This is a genomic window from Lonsdalea britannica (genome assembly GCF_946477055.1).
Lineage (GTDB): Bacteria > Pseudomonadota > Gammaproteobacteria > Enterobacterales > Enterobacteriaceae > Lonsdalea > Lonsdalea britannica_A.
Window position 1 is genome coordinate 1 of the sequence record NZ_CAMKXG010000289.1, and the last position, 3808, is coordinate 3808.

The window sequence follows — 3808 nt, forward strand, 5'->3', positions numbered from 1 at the left end:
CCTTCCAGTGAGAAGTTGGCATCGCGGGTGCGCTGATAGGCGCGGTGAATCCGTCGGTTCAGGCTCATCATCATGCCGACGGTATGCTCCGCCACGGCTTCGGGCGAGTAGGCGGGCACATACACCACCGAGATCCCCAGCGCTTTGGCGGCGTCGAGATCGACGTTATTGAAACCGGCGCAGCGCAGAGCCACGATCTTGATGCCGAACGCGGCCAATTCGGCCAGCACTTCGCGCCCACCGTCATCGTTGACGAAAATACACACGGCGTCGAATCCTTCAGCGGTTTTCACCGTTTGCGGACTTAGCATGAAGTCGTAGTACTCCATCTGGTAGCCGTAGTCCTGATTGACCCGATCCAAATATTTACGGTCGTACTGTTTGGTGCTGTAGACAGCCAGTTTCATTGTCGTTTACCCCGCTATTTTTAGGTTAGGCTAGCATAAAATAGTGAGCGTGCCGGAATGCCACCGCCCAATGTCTGTTTCGCGTTGTGATAGCGCCCATTGGCATTGAGGGGTGTTTTTGAGGCGTGTAGCGACAGCATACCTTTATCCGGCGGTTGGCGTGAAGGGTAGTATCTGTCACGTGAGGGTACTATTATGCAGGCCGATGAATGTTCGCTGTTTTTCTCAGCGTGAGTCGTTGAATAGCGGAATGCTGCTACTGTTACAGGTGCGCTAAACCCCGCATGGCGAGGAAGGTATCGCCGTGCTCACCAAGACTGATATGCATAATGATGGCGAATGATTAAACACTTTTTACCTCGCGTGGGTATTGGGCTAGGCGCTATCGCGCTGGTGATACTCATAGGCGGATTAACGTTGCCGCAGTGGCTGCCCCGTCTGCTGACCTTTCTGGCGCCGCCGGGCGTCACGGTGACGCTGGATGAACCGCCATCCTGGCAACAGGGCGGACTCACCGTGCCGGGCGTTTCCATACATTTACCCCAATGCCAACTGCTGAACGTCGCTGATGGCCGCCTGACGAGACAAGACGGCGGCTGGCGCATTCATGTTGCGAACGTGGCGCTGGACGGAAGCTGCCTTGCGCAGTGGCCGCAAAGTGCGGATTCGGCCTCAGAGACGTCAACCAGCCTGTCGGAATGGCAGCGGCGTCTGCCCGTCGGTGAGGTGATCATCGACCGCATCACGCTGACGCCGTGGCTGGATGACGTTAGCGCGCTGCATCTCACTTCCCGTGACGGGAAACAATCACTGAACATCAACAATGGCCGCCTGCAACTGCAGGCCGATCTCGACGGTCGGGCGTTAACGCTGCGCCGCGCGGCATTGACCGCGCTGCCCGATCGCCCGCCACTGTGGATACAAGGCGAGATACAGTTGTCAGATTCGCTGACGAGCCTTCCGGAAACGGGGCGTTTGCAGGTCAGCCGACTGCCGTTTGATTTACCGGAGCCGGTGATAGCGACGCTAAACTGGCAGGACTCGCAGGGAGAGTTCAGGTTGGCGAAAGAGGCCGATACACAGGCATTGCTGAGCCTGCCGTGGCGCGTCAGCGCGGACGCCATCACCGTCAATGAAGGGCGCTGGTCGTGGCCGTACGGTACGCAGCCGGTCTCGGGCGGATTATCGTTGACGCTGCACGACTGGCGTCAGATTCACGGGCAGCCCCAGCTCGAAGCGCGGGTGAATATGTTAACGCAGGGACATAACGGCCGTGCCAATGCGGTGTTGACGTTAGGGCCCGGTTCACTTGGGCTTAGCGACAGCAATTTGCGTATTCAACTGGCCGGACAGGCCAATCTGGCGAATCTATCGTTTTCCGCCACGCTGCCGGGCATGCTGCGCGGCGCATTGCTGAACCCCGATCTGGTCTTGCTGCCCGGCTCTCTGCTGCGCGCCTGGGGGCAGCCTCAACCCGGCCTGACGTTGGAAGACGCCCGCTGGCCGCTGGCGGGGATTGTTGTAAATGCGCAGGGCGTGAGCGGGCGTTTGCAGGCGATTGTCAAAGCCAACGACGCCTACTGGGGACGTTTCAGCCTGCATATGGACGGCAAGGCGGAGCGTTTCTGGCCGGATAACGGCATCTGGAACTGGCGCTACTGGGGTAAAGGCCAGCTGCCGCCATTGCAGGGTCGGTGGGATATTGCTGGTCGCGGGCGTTGGGAAGACGCGTTGCTGGAAGTCAGCACCTTATCCAGCGGGCTGAACCAACTGCGTTACGGCGCGATGACGGTCGCCAAACCCCGTCTGACGTTAGTAAAACCGCTGCGCTGGCAGCGGGATCAGACGCAGGATGCGTTTGACGGCGCGTTCCGGCTAGTGGCCGACCGGGTGGCATTCACCGGTGCCGGCGCGTTACCGCCCGCCGAGCTGAACGTTCAGGTACAGGGCGAGCACCCCAACCATTTCTTATGGCGCGGCGCTTTACAGGCTAAAGAGATCGGCCCGGTGAAACTGGTCGGTCGCTGGGACGGCGAGCGCCTGCGCGGCAGCGGCTGGTGGCCGCCGCAAACGCTGCGCGTATTCCAGCCGCTATTGCCGGCAGACTGGAAAATCAGGCTGCGCCGCGGGCAATTTTATGGACAGGGCGCGTTTTCAGCGGCCCGCGGACAGGGCTTTCAGGTGGGTGGACACTGGGTCGTGAAAAACGGTAGCGCCTGGCTTAACGACGGCGAGGTTAGCGGCGTGGACTTCGTTCTACCGTATCGTTACGCCGATCCGCGTTGGCAGCTGGGCATTTCGCAACCGGTCTCGTTGCGGATCGCCGAACTGAACAGCGGATTTCGGATACAAAATATCCGGGCGGAGGTGTTCGGCGCATATCCTTACAGCGAGCGACACCCGATGACGCTGGCTGGGGTAGAGATGGAGCTGCTGCGCGGCAAGGTGTCTCTGACGCCGCTGCGTTTCCCACAGCGCGACGCGGCGTTGTTGAGGATGGATGGGATTGAGACCAGTGAACTCATGACCGCGATCAAAGTGAACAAAGTGGCGTTATCCGGCCGTGTCAGCGGCGTATTGCCGATCAATTTCAATCATCCCACGATGCTGGTGCAGAATGGCCGCGTCACCAACGACGGCGCGTTAACGTTGAGACTGGATAAGGATCTCGCCGATGAAGTGGCGCAGAGCGATATGGTCAGCGCAGCGCTGGTGCGCTGGCTGCGTTATCTGGAAGTCGACCATTCCACGGCGACGCTACAGCTGAGTAATCAGGGGGAACTGTTGATGAAGTCCTTTATCAGCGGTCATAATTCGCCGCGAGATGCCCGACAGCAGGTCGATCTGAACTATCGTCATCAGGAGAATCTGTTCCAGTTATGGCGCAGCCTGCGCTGGGGCGACACGATACAGAACGCGCTGAAGCAGCGGTCAACCCAATAAGGAACCACACGATGTATGACAGACAAGCCGTTTTATGGCTGACCGCCATGGTGCTGACAGGCTGTACGCCGCGCATTGAAGTGACCGCGCCGGAGACGCCGATCACCATCAACATGAATGTGAAGATCGATCATGATATTCATATCAAGGCCGACAAAGAAGCCACGCAGCTGCTGGAAAAATCGGATACCGGCGTCGCGGAACAGATAAAAAAAAGCGCGCCTGACGGCGCGCAGCAAGAGTAGTACAGCCAAAGAACTAACACGAACGAGGGTAGAGTGCGCTTACGCGTTGGCGAGCTGAGTGAGCTGGTCCTTCGCGTCCTGCAAGGCTTTTTGAGCGACTTCCGGGCCGTAGCCAATGCCTTCTGCAAACACGAATTCGACATCGGTGATGCCGATAAAGCCCAATATCAGCTTCAGATAAGGCGCGACCAGATCGCTCGGGGTGTCTTTATG

3 protein-coding genes and 1 pseudogene are annotated in these 3808 nt (G+C 58.9%); 2 read left to right on the forward strand and 2 right to left on the reverse strand.

All coding sequences use genetic code 11. The features are described from left to right. Window positions 1-407 (reverse strand): annotated as a pseudogene (locus tag Q7O77_RS15340) (2-hydroxyacid dehydrogenase); the annotation flags it as partial. Window positions 408-746: 339 nt separating this feature from the next. On the opposite strand from Q7O77_RS15340, the gene Q7O77_RS15345 reads away from it, so the two are divergent. Beyond that, window positions 747-3350 carry a YdbH family protein gene (locus Q7O77_RS15345; RefSeq protein WP_304169330.1) on the forward strand — a complete coding sequence of 868 codons (2604 nt, stop codon included), beginning with the start codon at window positions 747-749 and terminating at the stop codon, window positions 3348-3350. An 11-nt stretch (window positions 3351-3361) separates the two neighbouring features. Next, window positions 3362-3595 (forward strand): YnbE family lipoprotein, encoded by a 234-nt coding sequence (locus tag Q7O77_RS15350; protein ID WP_304169333.1) that lies wholly within the window; start codon window positions 3362-3364, stop codon window positions 3593-3595. 39 nt (window positions 3596-3634) lie between these two features. On the opposite strand, the gene Q7O77_RS15355 is transcribed toward Q7O77_RS15350, so the two are convergent. Then, on the reverse strand, window positions 3635-3808 hold a 174-nt coding region (locus Q7O77_RS15355), incomplete at its 5' end, for an NAD(P)H-dependent oxidoreductase (RefSeq protein WP_304169335.1).